Source organism: Devosia rhodophyticola (assembly GCF_028816475.1).
Taxonomy (GTDB): Bacteria; Pseudomonadota; Alphaproteobacteria; order Rhizobiales; family Devosiaceae; genus Devosia; species Devosia rhodophyticola.
This window is the reverse complement of record NZ_CP118247.1, coordinates 641,163-657,251: the sequence shown is the minus strand read 5'-3', so window position 1 is coordinate 657,251 and position 16,089 is coordinate 641,163. Positions and strand designations below refer to the sequence as shown.

The following is a 16,089-nucleotide window of genomic DNA, read 5'->3' as shown; positions in this document are numbered from 1 at the left end:
TGGGCCAGAATGACAGATTGGACGGTGGGTCAATAATTCAGGCCGGAAAATGGGCATCCCCTGACGGATCGCGTCGCACTTGTTTGTTCGGCGACAAAGTAGGGCCGCGATATCCCGTTTAAGCCACTACGATATCAGTTGCAGGTCGCATACCCAGGACAATTTTTCCTGGATCTGCATCGAGAGCGGCCCAAAGGTTTGACGCATGGAGCAGGGCCATCGGGCAGCCGCGTAACGACCCAGGACCCGGGAGTGCGTTCTCCCGCCAATAAGGACACGACCATGAATGACCTTGAACTGGACATACGTCCGCTGCTGAGAAGCGGTGGTGAACCATTCGGCGCCATAATGGGGGCAGTGAACCAGCTGGAAAACGGCCAACGTCTCAAACTTTTGGCAACGTTCAAGCCCGAACCCTTGCTGCCAGTTATGGCCAACAAGGGCTTCACCAGCGAGGCGACCGAACTTGAGGACGGATGCTGGGTTGTTCTCTTCACGCCGACGGCAGGCATCTGCCCAACGGATGTGACATCCAATGCGCAAGCACCACAAACGTGGCCCGATCCCGTGCAATATCTCGATTGCTCCGAATTAGACCCGGCCGAGTCAATTGCCCGCATTCTCGAGGCTCTCAAGGCCCTGCCGCAAGGCGAAGTCCTGTTCGTCCTACTGGGGGGCGAACCCGTTGTTCTCTATCCGGAACTTCACAGATGCGGCCATGAATGGGCCGGAAATTTTGACGAAACGGGCGAAGCCTTTCGCCTGATGATCCGCGTTGGCACGCTTTGATCGCACTAATCGGGCGACTATTCCGTCGGAACCGTCGGGGGTAAATCCGGCACGTTGGCTGCTGGCGGGTTTGCCTCCAATTCCGAGATAAGCTGCTTCATTTCATCGATTTCGCGAACCTGGGCCTTGATGATCCCGTCCGCGAGTTCGCGCACGCGGGGGTCCTTGATATGAGCCCGCGAGCTGGTCAGAATGGCAATGGAGTGGTGGGGGATCATGGCTTTCATATAGTCAACGTCGCCAACCGTTTCCTGGCTGCGAACCAGCCAGAGCGATGCGCCAAAAACCACGATTGCCCCAACAAGGATGGCTATGTTTGCCTTCTTGTTCTTATACATCGACAACATGAATGCCAGCATGATCACGGCCATGGTGGCGCCCATCAGTAAGGCCATCCACGCCCGTGTCTGGCTCCAGAATATATGATCCAGGGCGAAGGTATTGAGATACATCAAGCCGAACATGACGATAGTCGAGGTAACAATCATCGCGGCATATCTGTAGTAGCTCATTCTGATCTCCTTTGACTTTTCGTGGGCTTAACGATTGATCTGCGCTTTTGTTCGACATGGGCGTAACCTTTCGGTCTCGCCCATGCCCGTGGTGCGTCAGGTGTAGATGAGTTCAGTCATCATGCCCGTGGCCATGTGATAGAGATTGTGACAGTGAAACAGCCAGCGGCCAGGGTTGTCGGCGTCAAAGGCGAGGGTGACGCGTGTCATTGGCGGTAACAAAATGGTGTCTCTGACCGCGCCGGCCAGCGCTTTTCCATTGATCGAGGTGACCTGAAAATGATGGCCGTGCAAATGCATGGGATGCGCCATCATTGAATGGTTCATCAGTTCCAGTTCCACCCGGTCGCCCAGCTTTACGCCTATCGGACGATGGTTGGGCCAGGTATTGCCATCGACATTCCAACTATAGGGAGACATGTCCCCCATAAGCATGACTGACGCCTTGGTACCCTTGGCTGGGCTGAGGCCGGATTTCGCCCGGAGCCTCGTTTCCAGCGAAATATCGACCGGGGGTGCTTCCGTGTCAGACAGGTTGGAAAACTTCGCAACGGATGCACCAGGAGAAGCCAGAATGACCCCTGTCCGTTCCCGTGCGCCTTCGCGTTCGGCAAAAACGGGTACAACTGCGCCCGGGGCAACCTCTATCAAGAGATCCATTCGCTGGGCCTGGGCTAGTGGAAACCGCGTTCCTGCCACCGGCATGACCTCGTTGCCGTCGACAGCAAGAACTGTCGCCGGTGTGTCGCCGAGATCAATCCAGAAGGCGGTGGCCGTTGCCCCGTTGATCAAACGTAAACGTACCCGCCCGTTACGCTCTGTACGCACAACCTCGGGATCGTCCAGCGTGCGATCGTTGGCCAGATAGGCGTCATAATTTACGTCGTTGAGGTCCATGCTCATCATCGAGGTGCCCATTTGCATGGAGCCCATGGACGACATATCCATGCCGGGCATCATGCCGTCCGGCTGCGCGGTGCGAAGGCCTGCAAGAATTTCCTCAGGGCTGGCAAAGCTGAAGTCATGCAGAAGCACTGTCACTTCTTGCATGTCCGCAGCCTCATCTTCAGCGGTTCGCACCACCAGAGGAGCTGCCATCAGGCGCTGTTCCTGCATCCCTTGATGAGAGTGCATCCAGTGCGTTCCGGGACGAGCGGCAAAATCATAACCTCGAACTTCCCCAGCGCTGAGTGGCTCGACATAGCCGGTCAGGGCGACGCCATCGAGTTCAGGCGTGGGGGTCTGTCCATGCCAATGCACGATGCTGGTTTCACCAGACTGGTTGCTCAGCGAAACCGCGAAGCGTTCATCTGCTGCCAAAGTCAAACCCGGCTTGCCATCGGGGCCAGAAATACCGAACACATCGGCCGATTTGCCGAGCACTTCGATGACACGCTTTTCGATTGTTAATGGCCTGAGGTGTGTCGAGCCGAAAGCCAGGCGAGGTGGAAAAATAGCTGCAGTACCCAGAATGGCTGCAGAGCCGAGAAATGCTCGGCGCGAGAGCGTAAAGCTCATAGTTCATACTCCATCAAAAAATGTACCGACATATGTCGGCTGGTCATTCAGCTGATGGTGGAAATTGGCGGACGAAATGGCGCAAACACCACAATGGATGGCGTCTCGATGCGTAAAACAGGACTGGGCGTGTCTGGCTCGAAGCCGGTTGGGAGCGGCAAATAGGCACCCGGAAGGCCACACCCTAGGCAATGCCCGGTCAGTGTGTGGGCACCGTGGGATTCCATGGCGTCGGTAGAAATCGCGCAACCGCTATGGCAAGCAGTGTCAAGATGGACGGAAAACGAGTTGAGGGGCGCCGTGGCCGCGGCTTCAACCTGCGTCGGCAGAAACGCAAAAAACTGTCCCAGGGACAGCAATGCGATCAACAGCCATATGCGCATCCTGCGTTCCAGCATTCACTCTGCTCGTTGACCTTCAGTCCCGCATGCTAAAGGTTGCAATGATGTAAAGGTCAAGATGGTTCCGAAGCAGAAATCAGGCCGCTGCACGCTGATCATCAAGAATTGATGTTGCCCAAATTGGCTGGATCCGCCGACAGGATCATTTCATATTACCCGGCTGTCATAGGCCCAGTGCAGGAGCGCCTGGCGTTGGCGGGGACGGCACATGGGGTCGCCCGGTTCGCAATTTTTGCGCACCTGCGAAACGTGCCGGTTCATCGCCTTCCATCGCTTTATTTGTCGGGCATCTTCATTGGTCAATCGGCGGCCGAGAAAATAGCGGCAATACCATTGGAACCAACCGCGTGGATCGTCTGGATATATCCAGCCTTTGTACCGCCAGACTGACAGGGGCTGACTGGCATCAACGCCGAAATAATTTAACGAACAGTCGCGATGTTCCGGCGACAGTTTTGCCTTTGTGAACCAGCTCGTGGGGAATTCATCCTGGCAATCGGTGAGGTATTTTCCACAGAACACACCCAGTTCGAGCATTTGTTTTGGCGTTAAATCGGGTTGAAAATCAGTTCCAAAATTGCCCCCCGTCGGCGCAGTCAGCCTATATTGGTACCCGTTTTGCATGTTGTCATTGACGGTAACGCAGTGTGCCATTGGTACCCACTAAAGTCCTTTGAATTCAGTGTGCCTAACCCGCCGCGGTGTCCTCGGTTCCGTCAGCGCTTTTGACTGTTGGCCGCACGGGCTCTGTACTGTACGTACATCTGCTCGCCAGCATTGGCGATGTGCTTCTTGATGACACGGAGCGCCTCAGCCACGTCATTATTCTTGAAAGCAGATATCAAGGCGCGGTGCTCGGCCATGATCTGGCTGCGACGCGCATTTGAAACCGGCACTTGAGACGCCAGGGCATTAAGGGTGCGCTTTTGAAGCGCCCACATCGAAAAAGCGCGTCGGTTGTAGTGTGAAGAGCCAATCCGGCCATGAAAGCGGGCGTCGCATTCGGTGAACGGGCCCTTCTCGCTGGCCGGAAGCCCCTCGAGTTCACGTTGAACGACCTCAAGTTCGGCGATATCGCTGGCGGTGCAGGTTTCGGCAAATGACGCCACGAAATATGGCTCCAGCAATTGCAGCACTTCAAATATGTCGCGCAACGTATCGGCATCAAATGTTTCAACAGTTGCGCCGCGATTCGGGGTGATTGCGACCATCCCTTCGCCCTGTAGAACGCGCAGGGCTTCGCGCACCGGGTTTGTGCTGGTGCCATAGCGTACCGCCAGTTCCTCGACCTTGAGCCGGGTGCCACCGGGATAAAATCCCTTGCCGATGTCATCAAGAATTCGACCGTATGGCGTTTCGTCTATCAAACGTTCTGCCGGTTTTTTTATCGATGTTTCCAGTTCCAATGACACGTGTTCCCCATCCAGTGGCAGCCCGCGTGACCTTCCCCGGCCATTAGCCAACCCGTGACATCGGCGAAGCCAATGTGCACCAAACGCTAACAGATAAAGTTGTGAGTCGTAACGTGATATATGTCTGACTCGGGGAAGATTGTCTCTGGATATGAACTAGATAATGTACAATCCAGATGGTAGGTATTATGGATGCATCCAATTCAAGAGTGTTCCCACTAGGGCCTGCCCCATCCACCCCCGCCGAAATCACAAGGATTCACCAATGCAATCCCCAAAAATCACAGCCATCCGCCCCTATATCATCTGGGTCGGCAATCGGAACCAGTTGATCGTCAAGGTTGAAACTGACGCGGGCATTTTCGGTTGGGGCGAGAGCGGGCTGTCCGGACGCGAAAAAGCCGTGGTGGGGGCCATCGAACACTTCACCCAATTTCTGCTCGGGCGCCAGTCCTTTGATATTGGCGCCCTCTGGCAGGAAATATATCGAAGCCAGTATTTTGAGGGTGGACGCGTCTTGCAGGCAGCAATTTCGGCGATCGACATTGCCCTGCATGACATTAAGGGCAAGGCGCTGGGTGTGCCGGTTTATGAATTGCTGGGCGGCAAACAGCGCGACCGGGTACCCACATTTGCCAGCACCGATGCCAATGCGTTCAACGAATTGATGGATCGCGCCAAGGCGCTCAGAGCCAAGGGCTGGAGCTGCATTCGGTTGTTTCCCGATTTTGGTGACGGCAAGACATTTGAGCCACGCGAACAGATCGCCATCACAGCCGCCGCCTGCCGTGATGTGCGCGCTGAACTGGGCGAAGAAGTCGTTTTGGGTATCGACTGGCATCACCGTCTCTCGGTGGCCGAAGCTGCCTCGTTCTGCCAGAAAATGCCGTCAGGAACTCTCGATTTCCTGGAAGAACCGATTCGTGACGAAACTCCCGAGGCCTACGAATCCCTACGTCGCCTCACTGATATTCCATTTGCCATCGGCGAGGAATTTTCCAGCAAATGGCAGTTCGTGCCCTACATCGAACGCGACATTCACCAGTTCAACCGGATTGATATCTGCAATATTGGCGGGCTGACTGAAGCCATGAAAGTCGCGGGTTGGAGCGAGACGCATTATGTCGACATGATGCCGCACAATCCTCTGGGCCCCGTTTGCACCGCTGCAACAATCCATTTTTCAGCCGCCGTTCCCAACTTTGCCTGGCTGGAAACGCGCGTCAGCACCAATGATCTCTATGGCTCCTCAGAAGTTGACGACATTTTCGTGCGGCAACCAAAACTCAATGGTGTCCACTACGACGTCGACCCGACCCCCGGAATTGGCATTGAGATCAACGAAGACGCGGTCAAGGAGCAGAACTTCCAATATTGGCAGGCGCCCATGCTGAAGCGCCGCGATGGGTCTGTGACCAACTGGTAGGTTTGCGATGTCGGCCATATGGTGTGCGACCGGCAGTTTAGGTTTGCTACGACGAAAATGACGGGCCGGGCCGCATGATCTTTTCGGCAATCATAGCGCCGATGGGCAGGGCCGAGGTTGCGGCAGGCGAGGGCGCATTGCAAACATGAAGCATGCGCCCCGTCTGCTTAAGCAGGAAGTCATGCACGATTGCACCGTTGTTCCTGACAATCTGGGCGCGAATGCCAGCCGGATGGGGCTGTAAATCATCGAGCTCCAGAGAAGGGCAGTATTTCTGGCAGGCGTTTAGATACCCCCTTTTCGAGATCGAACCGTAAAGCTCATGCAGGGCATGGCCCTTATTGGCAGCAACCAATCGCCAGAAGCCGCCGAAACCGATCGTGTCCCACGCATCGCGCGCTTCGACTGAGAATTTGGGATATTTTTCTCGCGCCATCCCCACAACGGCATTGGGACCAACCGTTACGCTGCCATCAATCATCCGGGTGAGGTGGATGCCCAGAAATGGCAGTTTTGGATCGGGTACTGGATAGATCAGGTGCTTGATTATGCCTGATTTTTCCGACTTTAGCCGAAAATACTCCCCCGAAAGGGCACAACCTTGAAGTCTATTTCAATGCCGGCCAGGCGCGCCAGGCGATCGGCTTGCAACCCGCCGCAAACCACAAGTTGGTGCGCCGACCAGCTTTGATCTCCCGCGCCAATTTCAACAGCATTGGGGGTCTCGATTATCCGGTCAATGCAGGTTGAAAGTTGAACCACTGCACCGGCCTCGCCGATGATTTCTCCCAGTTTTTCGCATATTTTACGGTAATCGACGATGCCGGTTTTGGGGCTGAACAAGGCACCAGCGCCCTTGATGGCCGGCTCCTTTTCGGCCAGTTCGGCCGCATCAAGCCGGGAAAGAGTAAGGCCGTTTGCCACCGCCCGCTCAAATAGCGCATCCATGCGCCCCACCTCGTCGGGGCCCGTTGCGACGATGAGTTTGCCGCATTGGTCAAATTCAATACTGTGCTTGGCGCAAAACGCCTTGGTCATTTCGGCGCCGGTCGTGCACAGCGTCGCCTTGAGGGACCCCGGCGCGTAGTAGATCCCCGCGTGAATGACCCCGCTGTTATGCCCAGTCTGGTGCGCTGCGAGCCGGCTTTCCTTTTCGACCAGCAAAAGGCTGGCGCCAGGCTGAGCCTCCAGAATTTTGGCAGCTGTCGCGAGCCCGACAATTCCCCCGCCAATAACGCAATAGTCGAAGACCATTGTCGGTGCCCCTGAACCAATTCCCGTCAATTGATAGCGGGTCCAAATCATCGGGTCCATACGATGACGGCTCGATTCCGGCGTCGTCTCGCTCCTTTGTGTGCGTGTTGACCTTGTTCCAAACCCGCGCGCGTCACATATTCACACTATGGGAGACAAGCAACGCGACCTAAAGCCAGTCGGGCGCGCAGAGGTGAAGAAGCCTTCTGCCAGCAGCGATATTGCCGCCTTCGTCAAGCAGGTGGGGGCGTTGGCGCGTCCGGCCTCGGGTCAACAGGCCCGTATCCTGTTCGCACTCGATGCCACCATGAGTCGGCAACCGACCTGGGATCTGGCCTGCAAACTGCAGGGCGAGATGTTCGGCGCTATTCCCACCAATAACGCGCTGGCGATCCAGCTTCAGTATTTTCGAGGCTTTGGCGAGTGCCGAGCATCCAAATGGGTGGTCAACGCGCAAACCCTGGCGCGATTGATGAGCAGCATAGATTGCCGGGGTGGGGAGACCCAGATTGGCAAGGTTTTCACCCACGCCCGCGCCGAGCATGCCAAACAACGCATTCAGGCATTGATATTTGTCGGCGACGCCCTTGAGGAAAATGTCGACCAACTGTCAAAAAAGGCCGGGCAATTGGGCTTGCTTGGCCTGCCGCTTTTCATCTTTCAGGAAGGGCACGACAAAAGAGTTGAGGGAGCGTTCCGCGAGTTCGCCCGATTGACCAAGGGTGCCTATGCGCGTTTCGACGCTTCTGCACCCCATGAACTGGCGCAATTGCTTAAGGCAGTTGCGGCTTTTGCCAGCGGGGGAAGAGATTTGCTCAAACTGCAAAAAAGCGCCTCCGCTCAAGCCCTTTTGGAGCAATTGCGCTAAGATGGGTTATGTATTTCTGGCTGGCTTTGCCCTTTTTGCGCTACTGGCGCTTTATCAGGGGCTTGGCAAATTGCCCCCGCATCGACGGGCCACATGGTTGCGCAACGGCATCACCGGTGCTGCCGGGCTTGTTGCGTTAGGCTTTCTTTTGGCGCGTCGGTTTGACATCGCCCTGATATTGGCGGCTGCAGCATTTACAGTTTATCGAACCGGCAAACTAGGCCCGTTTTCTCTCGATACCAGCCAGTGGGATGCCGAACAAACATCTCGCGTGCGCAGCCACTATTTTGAGATGGTGCTGGATCACGATACCGGGGCCGTCAAGGGCGCGGTCCGGATCGGCCAATATACCGGCCACGACTTGATGGATCTGGGCGAGATTGAGACCCGTGAACTGATCGACGAGATCAGTTGGGATCCCGATAGCGTCAGTTTGCTTGAAACCTGGCTCGATGCAAACCGTTCGGGCTGGCGCGAGTATTTTGCCGAGCAGGGCCAGTCGGAAACTTCCACCCAAGCGGGCGACCCAATTTCACAGGCCCTCGAAGTTCTTGGTCTTGCGGTCGGAGCCAGTGACGCTGAAATCAACGCCGCCCATCGCAATTTGATGAAGGGCGTTCATCCCGATCACGGGGGCTCAGGCTACCTTGCCGCGAAAATCAACGAGGCACGCGACCTATTGTTGAAACACAACCAGCAGAATTAACAGCTCTTCGAGAGCGTGGGCGTGAGCACATTGGCCGACAGCATGGCTGGTTCGTGCGACCATCCGCCGCCGTCACTTTGAGTGCGATAAATCGTTAGCATGATAGCGATTGCCTTAAAAGTGTCGGCATCTACCCATCTTCTGGAGTGGGGATGCTCAAGTTGGAGAAAAACATGCTGGCAGTGGATCTTAGCGGAAAACGGGCCCTGGTAACTGGCGCGAATTCCGGCATTGGCGAAGCAATCGCCTTGCATCTGGCTCAGGCGGGTGCCGATGTCGCAGTCAACTATTTGAATCACCCGGAAGCCGCTGACGCGGTTTGCGACAAAATCAGGGCCCTCGGTCGTCGCGCCATCGCGATGCAGGCCGACGTTGCCGATCCATCATTGGTCGGCAAAATGTTTGCCCTGCTGGACAAGGAGTGGGGCGGTATCGACATTCTGGTCAACAATGCAGGCATAGACGGTCGCCCCGCGCTTGGCTGGCAAGGCGAAGTTGCGGACTGGACCAAAGTGATTGAGGTCAATCTGTTTGGTGCGTTCCATTGTTGCCGGGAGGCCCTCAATCGCATGGTGCCGCAGGGCCATGGGGTTATCCTCAACATGTCGTCGGTACACGAGGTCATTCCATGGAGCGGATATAGCGCCTACACGGCCTCCAAGGCTGGTCTTTCCATGATGACCAAGACCTTGGCGCAAGAAGCGGCGCCCCATGGCGTGCGGGTGTTGGCGCTGGCACCGGGGGCAATCAAGACCGCGATCAACAAAAACGTCTGGAGCAACCCCGAAGGTCTGGCGGACCTCAACCTGAAAATTCCGCTGGGTCGCATGGGCGAAACTGCCGAAATCGCCAAAATGGCCGCTGTCATGGTCTCGGATTTGGCCAGCTATGCAACTGGGTCGACCGTTTTCGTCGATGGTGGCATGACCGATTTTGCTGATTTCGCGCACGGAGGCTGACCAATGAACGACCAATCAAAATACAATTCAATAGATTGGGCCCCCGGCCAACCAGGCATTAGTCCCACCTGGACATCAAGTGCCAAGGACGTCGTTACCACCTCGCTCGGTTCGAGCCGTATTTGGGCGACCCTGGGTTACGGTATCGGTAACGAAGTCTATTGGCCCTCGACTGGACATCCTCAAATCCGCGATTTGGGTTTCATCATTGCCGGGCCCAACGGATGGACCGAAGTAAAACGAGCCCAACGCTACCTGATTTCGACGCCCGAACCACACGTGCCACTACCGCGCATCGTCCATGAGGGCGACGACTACCGTCTGGAACTGGAATTTTTGCCCCATCCGCTGCGTGATACACTTTTGGTAAACTACAATCTGATGGGCGAGGGGCTGCAACTATATTGCCTGTTGGCGCCTCATCTGGATGGCGAACGCGCCAATAACGCTTGGGCAGACGGCGACCTTACCGCTCAACGGGACGCCGTATCCATCTGCCTGCGCAGTGACTGCGGTTTTTTGCGCACCAGTGTCGGCTATGCCGGCGAATCTGACGGATGGCAGGACTTTTCCCGGAATGGCGCCATGACCTGGACCTACAAGTGTGCCACTGACGGCAATGTCGCCATGACCGGGGAACTGGCATCGGCTAGCGGAACGTTAGCGCTGAGCTTCGCTCAGACGCTTGAAGGTGCACGCACGCTGGCCCGCTCAAGTCTTGCTGAGGATTATGACGACGTTCGACACATGTTCATTGATCAATGGGCGCAGTGGGGCAAGACGCTCGTCGTGCCATACGCCTCGCCCGAAATGACGCATGTGGCTGAAACCTCTGCAACGGTCATCAAGGTACACGAAGACCGTACCTATGCCGGGGCTGTTGTTGCGAGCCTCAGTGTCCCCTGGGGCAGTAGCCATGATGACGCGGGCGGCTATCATCTGGTCTGGACCCGCGACACCGTCGAGGCGGCGTTGGCAATGATTGTTATCGGCCAGATCGAGGACGCGAAGCGGACGCTGGCCTATCTAATCGGCACGCAATCCGACGATGGCGGTTGGGCGCAGAACTATTTTCCCGACGGGCGCGGCTATTGGACGGGCAACCAACTCGATGAAGTCGCGTTGCCGGTCATTCTGGCTGCAAAGCTACGCGCCGTGGGTAATCTGAACAATTCCATTCCAACCGAAAACATGGTGCGGTCCGCCATCGCCTTCATCGTTCGCAACGGGCCAATGAGCGATCAGGACCGCTGGGAAGAAAATGCTGGCGCCAGCCCCTTCACCCTCTCGCTGGCGATCTGTGCGCTTGTCTCGTCAGTCGACTATTTCAGCGCCGAGGAGGCCGACTACCTGTTGTCGCTCGCCGATTGCTGGAATGAACGCATCGAAGACTGGACCTACACGACCGACGGCGAATACTGCGCTAATCGCGACATTGATGGCTACTACATTCGAATGTCGCCACGACCCAGAGATGGTGGCATCCATGGTTCGATTGATGTGCGCAATGTCGCCCATGGCGAAATACCAGCGACAGGATTGCTGGGGATGGAATTCCTTTATCTCGTTCGAATGGGTCTGCGCAAAGCTGACGACAAACGGATCGTCGACACAGTTAGTCTGGTTGATGAAGAGTTGCGGGTCGAAACGCCCAACGGCCCCTCATTTCATCGCTATAATGGCGATGGTTATGGCGAACACGCTGATGGCGGACCCTTTGACGGCCAAGGTGTTGGTCGCCTCTGGCCGCTGCTGACCGGCGAACGTGGCCATTATGCCGTCGCCGCTGGCGAAGATGCGCGTCCCTATCTGGCCGCCATGGCCAAAATGACCGGCCCCGGTGGACTGATCCCTGAACAGGTTTGGGACCGGGATGCGCTGCCCGACCGAGGGCTCTCACCCGGCAAGCCATCGGGTAGCGCCATGCCGTTGGTCTGGGCCCATGGCGAGTTTCTGAAACTACTGGCCTGCATAACGACCAAACGGCCTACCGAATTACTTGATGAAGTGGAAAGCCGTTATGGCGGAAACATTCCCGAAGCGGCGGTATGGCACTGGCGTGAAAAGAGCCCGTTCAATTCCGCGCCGCGTGACCGCGACGTCAATATTGAGGCTGCCGAGCCCTTCGTTCTGCACCTGACGCGCGACGACTGGCAAAACAAGGAAGAAATAGGTTCATCGCCTGGAGCCTTTGGTATGCACATTGTCACGCTCACCAATGAACAGATCGCCGATACGGGCGAAATGAAATTTACCTTCTTCTACCCGGACCGAAAGGTCTGGCGCGAGAAGGACTTCGCCATCCGGTTTGACCGGTAACGGGCCATAGCTTCAGTCGCCACGATCAAGGAATTTTGTCAACGAGGTCGAAGCTTGCATGATGTGGTCGCGGGTTAACGCTGCGGCCCGTTGCGCATCGCCTTTGCAACAGGCGTCAACAATCATCTGATGTTCTTCAATCGCCCGATCCCGGCCATGCGTGAGGCTGAGTTGGGCGCGAATATAGCGTTCGACCCGGTCGTTGGCCGCCGCTGCAGCCGCAAAATAATATGGCCTTTGAGCGTTGAGGTAGAGCGAAGAATGAAACTGCCGGTTGAGATCCCCCCAAAGGCCAGCCTCCTTCTCCTGAGCAAAAGAATTGCAAAGCGCCTGTGCATGATCAAGCGATTCCGTTGTCATCCTGGGCACTGAATGGGCGATCAGTTGCGGTTCGATGGTGGCGCGAAATTCAAATATTTCCTCGATTTCTGCTACCGAAATCGGGCTGACCACCACACCTTTATAGCGAACTGAAGTCACGAGTCCGCTCGCCTCAAGTCGCTTGAGCGCTTCGCGTACCGGGATTCGGCTGACGTTGAACATCTTGGCGATGGCATCCTGCCGCAGGGTCTGCCCTTCTTCTATTTCGCCACGGATGATTGCCGCCCGCAGGGCGTCGTGGATGACATCGGATGACGACGCACTGGCACCCAGATTAGAAGCCCGCAAACTGAGTTTGTCGATCAAGCCATTCCCTCCCTCGGTCAAAAACACTGGCCTATGTGAGCGTTTCGGGCCATCCGCAATCTTTGGTGACAAGTTCAATATAGCAGGTTGTATATTGGATACAATCGTGCAAATCTTGACGCCAGATCCGGAGGCGTCAGGGAGTGCCGACGGCAACAACAGGTATGGGAGAGAACCTAACCATGAAAATTACTGCATTTCTTGCAACCACAGCGATTGCTGTGGCGCTCGCCGCACCAGCTTACGCCGAAATGAAAATCGGCATTCTCGTGCCAACGACCGGCTCGGAAGCCACCTATGGTCAGGACATGGCCAATGCCGTGGACCTCGCTATTTCCGAAATCAACGCCGCTGGCGGTGTTTTGGGCGAGCAGCTTAGCTCGGTAGTCGGCGACGACGGTTGTGATCCCCAGCAGGCGGTCAACGCTGCCAGTAAACTGGCTTCATCCGATGTTGTGGGCGTTGTTGGCGGATATTGCTCCGGTGCAACCGTGCCGACCTTGAAGATTTTCGGCGATGCCGGTCTGCCTTTCGTAATCGCGGCAGCCAATTCAACCAAGCTGATCCCCGCCAATCCTGGCGACGCCTTCATGATCAATTCCACCGGTAATGATCAAGTGGCCAAGGCCGTTGAATATTTTAGCGCCAATGGCATTAAATCCCTCGCCATCGTCAATCAGGGCGACGCTTACTCGCAGGACCTGGCCGATCTGACCAAAAAGGCATGGGAAGCCGCTGGCAACACAGTTCCAGCGTTTGAAGTTGCCAACAAGGGCGAGCAAGACTACTCGGCCATTGTAACAGCCATCCGTTCGGCCAATCCCGATGCTGTCTTCTGGACTGCGTACTACGCTGATGGCGGCCTTTTGATCCGTCAGCTCCGTCAGGCCGGTTACCAGGGCAAAATCGCTGTTGGTGACGGCTCGAACTCGCCAGAACTGTTCAACATTGCTGGCTCAGCAGCTGAGGGTGTGGTTGGCTTTTCCAATCCTACCGCTGAATTCCTGCCTGCAGCAAAATCCTTCATCGAGGATTATTCTGCTGCCTATGGCTCCGCCCCGGGCCCCTATGCGCCGTTGGCTTATGACGGCATGAAGCTCTTGGCTTCGGCCATCGAAACTGCTGGCAGCACCGATTCTGCTGCAATCGTCGATGCACTCAAGGCCGCCGATTATCAGGGCCTTGCAGGTGAAATCACCTTCACCCCCGAAAATACCCTTGCACGTTCAAACTTTGTTGTGCTGCAGGGTGCTGGCGGCAAGTGGACCCTGGCTGAATAATAGCGACGCGATTTTAGGCCCCGCCGCCCCCTGTGGGCGGCGGGGTTAATTGCAATCGGCGTCAAGGGGGAGCTTGCGAATGTCGGTGTTTGATATTTTCTTCCAGCAACTGGTGAACGGGCTGGTACTGGGATCATTTTATGCGCTCGTTGCGCTTGGCTACACCATGATTTTCGGTGTGGTCAAATTGCTCAATTTCGCCCACGGCGACATTTACATGGTCGGCGGCTTTCTCGGCTTTCTCATTCTTTCTGTTTTGGCGCCGTATGTGGGACCCGGATGGACCGGGGTTGCCATCTCAATGGTCGTGGCCATGATAGCGGTTGGCTTTCTGGGTGTGTTCATTCAGCGCATTGCCTACCAGCCCATGCTCAACGCACCGCGCCTCTCCATTCTCATTACAGCCCTTGCGGTCTCTTTGGTGCTGCAAAACGGCGTTCTGACCCTGACTAACGGGCAATATCAGCCCTTCGGCGCCGACCTCGGCTTTGGTGGCGTAAACCTGGGCTTCTTGTTCATAAGCTATAATCAGATGATCCTTGTCGGCACTGCCGCTGCCCTGATGATCGGACTCGAATTATTCGTTTCGCGCACCCAATATGGTCGCGCCATGCGTGCAATCTCCATCGACAAGGATATGTGCCGCCTGATGGGGATCAATGTGACCGCCGTTATCGCGGTAACCTTTTTCATCGGCTCCGCGCTTGCTGCCGCCGCTGGCACCATGGCTGGCGCCTACTATGGCTCAATCTGGTATTTCATGGGCTTCCTGATCGGCATCAAGGCATTTACCGCAGCCGTCATCGGCGGCATCGGGTCCATCCCCGGCGCCATGCTCGGCGGTCTGATCCTTGGGTTATTGGAAGCTTTCGGTACCCAAATTCCCGGCATCGGCAGCGAGTGGAAGGATGTCTTTTCCTTCTCCGTGCTGATCCTCGTTCTGGTCCTCAAGCCAACCGGCCTTTTGGGCAAGTCTGAACAGGAGCGGATGTAATCATGGCACAGTCCCGCTCCAATTCACTTGGCGATATCGTGGCGCTGTTCGACGAACCGCGTAACCGCTATATCGCCTTTGCCGTCATCATTGGGCTGCTCATCATCGCACCCGCGACCCTTGGCCCCTATGCAACCGTGATCCTGACCAATGCGCTACTTTACGTCGTGCTGGCGCTTGGGCTCAATGTCGTGGTTGGCTATGCAGGCCTGCTCGATCTTGGATATGCAGCTTTTTTGCCGTCGGTGCCTATACCGTCGGCATTCTCAGCCACACGTTTGGCCTCAATTTCTGGCTAACGCTTCCTGTCGCCGTGGGCGCTGCCGTCATCGCCGGCATTGTCATTGGTACGCCAACCCTGCGGCTGCGCTCAGACTATCTGGCAATCGTGACGCTTGGCTTCGGTGAAATCGTTCGGTTCACAGCCCGCAACCTCGATATTACCGGCGGTGCCAGCGGCATTTCGGGCATCCAGCAGCCCTGGCTTTTTGGCTGGCACATCAACACCCCCCTCGAATTCTACTATGTGTTCGTGGTGCTCGCGATCATTGCGGTCATCGTTTGTGTCCGCCTACAGCATTCTCGACTTGGTCGTGCCTGGCTTTATGTCCGCCACGACGAGGATGCAGCAGAAGCCATGGGCATTGATACAGTCCGCGTTAAGTTGGCGGCATATGTGATTGGCGCGATTTTCGGCTCCATTGGCGGCGCGTTCTTTGCGGTCAACCTCAGCGCAATTTCGCCTGAGAGCTTCTCCTTCCAGCAATCCGTGCTCATTCTGATGGCGGTTATTCTGGGCGGCATGGGCAAAATACCCGGCGTTATTCTGGGGGCCTTTATCGTCGTGCTGGCGCCTGAGCTGCTGCGCGATCTGGGTGAATATCGCCTCCTGTTGTTCGCGGTCGGCCTGTTGCTGGTCATGCTTTTCCGCCCCAGTGGCATCTGGCCGGTGAGGGGGAAATAA

16 protein-coding genes and 1 pseudogene are annotated in these 16,089 nt (G+C 56.3%); 10 read left to right on the top strand and 7 right to left on the bottom strand.

Features of this window, described 5'->3' with window-relative positions:
* Nucleotides 1–282: 282 nt before the first annotated feature.
* Nucleotides 283–789, top strand: coding sequence for a DUF2249 domain-containing protein (locus PSQ90_RS03195; RefSeq protein ID WP_282212003.1), 507 nt, complete (start codon nucleotides 283–285; stop codon nucleotides 787–789).
* Between the two features lie 17 nt (nucleotides 790–806).
* On the opposite strand, the gene PSQ90_RS03190 is transcribed toward PSQ90_RS03195, so the two are convergent.
* The 5 genes from PSQ90_RS03190 to PSQ90_RS03170 all read right to left on the bottom strand — a co-directional run bounded on the left by PSQ90_RS03190 (nucleotide 807) and on the right by PSQ90_RS03170 (nucleotide 4,626).
* Complete coding sequence (locus tag PSQ90_RS03190) at nucleotides 807–1,301, bottom strand: DUF305 domain-containing protein (protein ID WP_282212002.1); 495 nt, start codon at nucleotides 1,299–1,301, stop codon at nucleotides 807–809.
* Nucleotides 1,302–1,397: 96 nt separating this feature from the next.
* Nucleotides 1,398–2,819, bottom strand: coding sequence for a multicopper oxidase family protein (locus PSQ90_RS03185; RefSeq protein WP_282212001.1), 1,422 nt, complete (start codon nucleotides 2,817–2,819; stop codon nucleotides 1,398–1,400).
* Between the two features lie 47 nt (nucleotides 2,820–2,866).
* Complete coding sequence (locus PSQ90_RS03180; RefSeq protein ID WP_282212000.1) at nucleotides 2,867–3,217, bottom strand: hypothetical protein; 351 nt, start codon at nucleotides 3,215–3,217, stop codon at nucleotides 2,867–2,869.
* A gap of 150 nt (nucleotides 3,218–3,367) precedes the next feature.
* The gene (locus PSQ90_RS03175) at nucleotides 3,368–3,874 is read right to left on the bottom strand and encodes a hypothetical protein (RefSeq protein WP_282211999.1); all 507 of its coding nucleotides are present in this window, start codon (nucleotides 3,872–3,874) and stop codon (nucleotides 3,368–3,370) included.
* 62 nt (nucleotides 3,875–3,936) lie between these two features.
* Nucleotides 3,937–4,626, bottom strand: coding sequence for a GntR family transcriptional regulator (locus tag PSQ90_RS03170; protein ID WP_282211998.1), 690 nt, complete (start codon nucleotides 4,624–4,626; stop codon nucleotides 3,937–3,939).
* A gap of 271 nt (nucleotides 4,627–4,897) precedes the next feature.
* On the opposite strand from PSQ90_RS03170, the gene PSQ90_RS03165 reads away from it, so the two are divergent.
* The gene (locus PSQ90_RS03165) at nucleotides 4,898–6,058 is read left to right on the top strand and encodes a mandelate racemase/muconate lactonizing enzyme family protein (RefSeq protein ID WP_282211997.1); all 1,161 of its coding nucleotides are present in this window, start codon (nucleotides 4,898–4,900) and stop codon (nucleotides 6,056–6,058) included.
* A 46-nt stretch (nucleotides 6,059–6,104) separates the two neighbouring features.
* Here PSQ90_RS03165 and lhgO read toward each other — a convergent pair.
* A pseudogene (lhgO, locus tag PSQ90_RS03160) lies at nucleotides 6,105–7,312 on the bottom strand (L-2-hydroxyglutarate oxidase).
* A gap of 148 nt (nucleotides 7,313–7,460) precedes the next feature.
* Here lhgO and PSQ90_RS03155 point away from each other — a divergent pair.
* The 4 genes from PSQ90_RS03155 to PSQ90_RS03140 all read left to right on the top strand — a co-directional run bounded on the left by PSQ90_RS03155 (nucleotide 7,461) and on the right by PSQ90_RS03140 (nucleotide 12,164).
* On the top strand, nucleotides 7,461–8,180 hold the full coding sequence (locus PSQ90_RS03155) for a VWA domain-containing protein (protein WP_407648156.1): 720 nt from the start codon (nucleotides 7,461–7,463) through the stop codon (nucleotides 8,178–8,180).
* 1 nt (nucleotide 8,181) lies between these two features.
* A complete protein-coding gene (locus PSQ90_RS03150; RefSeq protein ID WP_282211995.1) occupies nucleotides 8,182–8,886 on the top strand; it encodes a J domain-containing protein in 705 nt (234 codons plus the stop codon).
* Nucleotides 8,887–9,059: 173 nt separating this feature from the next.
* Nucleotides 9,060–9,845, top strand: coding sequence for an SDR family oxidoreductase (locus PSQ90_RS03145; RefSeq protein ID WP_282211994.1), 786 nt, complete (start codon nucleotides 9,060–9,062; stop codon nucleotides 9,843–9,845).
* Nucleotides 9,846–9,848: 3 nt separating this feature from the next.
* On the top strand, nucleotides 9,849–12,164 hold the full coding sequence (locus PSQ90_RS03140; protein WP_282211993.1) for a glycoside hydrolase family 15 protein: 2,316 nt from the start codon (nucleotides 9,849–9,851) through the stop codon (nucleotides 12,162–12,164).
* A 12-nt stretch (nucleotides 12,165–12,176) separates the two neighbouring features.
* On the opposite strand, the gene PSQ90_RS03135 is transcribed toward PSQ90_RS03140, so the two are convergent.
* Nucleotides 12,177–12,851: a GntR family transcriptional regulator gene (locus tag PSQ90_RS03135; RefSeq protein ID WP_282211992.1), complete on the bottom strand. Its 675-nt coding sequence runs from the start codon at nucleotides 12,849–12,851 to the stop codon at nucleotides 12,177–12,179.
* 182 nt (nucleotides 12,852–13,033) lie between these two features.
* Between PSQ90_RS03135 and PSQ90_RS03130 the strand changes: the two genes are divergently transcribed.
* From PSQ90_RS03130 to PSQ90_RS03115, 4 genes are all read left to right on the top strand, one after another.
* Nucleotides 13,034–14,131, top strand: a complete 1,098-nt coding sequence (locus PSQ90_RS03130; protein ID WP_282211991.1) for a branched-chain amino acid ABC transporter substrate-binding protein — start codon at nucleotides 13,034–13,036, stop codon at nucleotides 14,129–14,131.
* A gap of 79 nt (nucleotides 14,132–14,210) precedes the next feature.
* Nucleotides 14,211–15,125 carry a branched-chain amino acid ABC transporter permease gene (locus tag PSQ90_RS03125; protein WP_282211990.1) on the top strand — a complete coding sequence of 305 codons (915 nt, stop codon included), beginning with the start codon at nucleotides 14,211–14,213 and terminating at the stop codon, nucleotides 15,123–15,125.
* A 2-nt stretch (nucleotides 15,126–15,127) separates the two neighbouring features.
* Nucleotides 15,128–15,424, top strand: coding sequence for a hypothetical protein (locus PSQ90_RS03120; RefSeq protein WP_282211989.1), 297 nt, complete (start codon nucleotides 15,128–15,130; stop codon nucleotides 15,422–15,424).
* Entirely contained in the window at nucleotides 15,349–16,089 is a 741-nt protein-coding gene (locus PSQ90_RS03115; protein WP_328517540.1) for a branched-chain amino acid ABC transporter permease, read from the top strand. The genes PSQ90_RS03120 and PSQ90_RS03115 overlap by 76 nt, the downstream gene beginning before the upstream one ends.